Raw genomic sequence first — 911 nt, forward strand, 5'->3', positions numbered from 1 at the left:
CCACGTTATACAATTCAAGAATGTATAGAGAGAGGTCTTACTTATAGTGTGCCTTTAAAAGCCAGGTTAAAACTATACTGTACAGATCCAGAACACGAAGATTTTGAAACTATTGTACAAGATGTATATCTTGGAACAATACCTTATATGACTCCTAGCGGTACTTTTGTAATCAATGGTGCTGAGCGTGTAGTAGTATCACAATTACACCGTTCTCCTGGGGTTTTCTTTGGACAGTCATTCCACGCAAATGGAACTAAACTTTATTCTGCAAGAGTAATTCCTTTTAAAGGATCTTGGATAGAATTCTCTACAGATATCAACAGCGTAATGTACGCTTATATCGATAGAAAGAAAAAATTACCTGTAACAACTTTATTCCGTGCTATCGGTTTCGAAAGAGATAAGGATATCCTTGAAATTTTCGACTTAGCAGAAGAAATTAAAGTTTCTAAAACTGGTATTAAGAAATATATTGGAAGAAGACTTGCTGCACGTGTATTGAATACATGGCATGAGGATTTCGTTGATGAGGATACTGGAGAAGTAGTTTCTATCGAACGTAACGAAATCATCCTTGATCGTGATACAATTATCGACAAAGATAATGTTGAAGAAATCATCGATTCTAACGTTAAATCTATTTTGTTACACAAAGAGGATAATAACCAAGCAGATTATGCTATTATCCACAATACATTACAAAAAGATCCAACAAACTCTGAAAAAGAAGCTGTAGAGCACATTTACCGTCAGTTGCGTAACGCTGAACCGCCTGATGAGGAAACTGCTCGTGGTATTATAGATAAATTGTTCTTCTCTGATCAACGTTATAACTTAGGTGAAGTTGGTCGTTACAGAATGAACAAAAAACTTGGTTTAGATATCCCAATGGAAAAGCAAGTGCTTAC

The 911-nt window shown here is 35.5% G+C and carries 1 pseudogene; it reads left to right on the top strand.

The annotated features are described in order from the left end of the window. Positions 1-911 (top strand): annotated as a pseudogene (gene rpoB, locus B3C18_RS00045) (DNA-directed RNA polymerase subunit beta); the annotation flags it as partial.

Origin of the sequence: Flavobacterium sp. UBA7680, assembly GCF_002482975.1 — a bacterium.
Taxonomy (GTDB): domain Bacteria; phylum Bacteroidota; class Bacteroidia; order Flavobacteriales; family Flavobacteriaceae; genus Flavobacterium.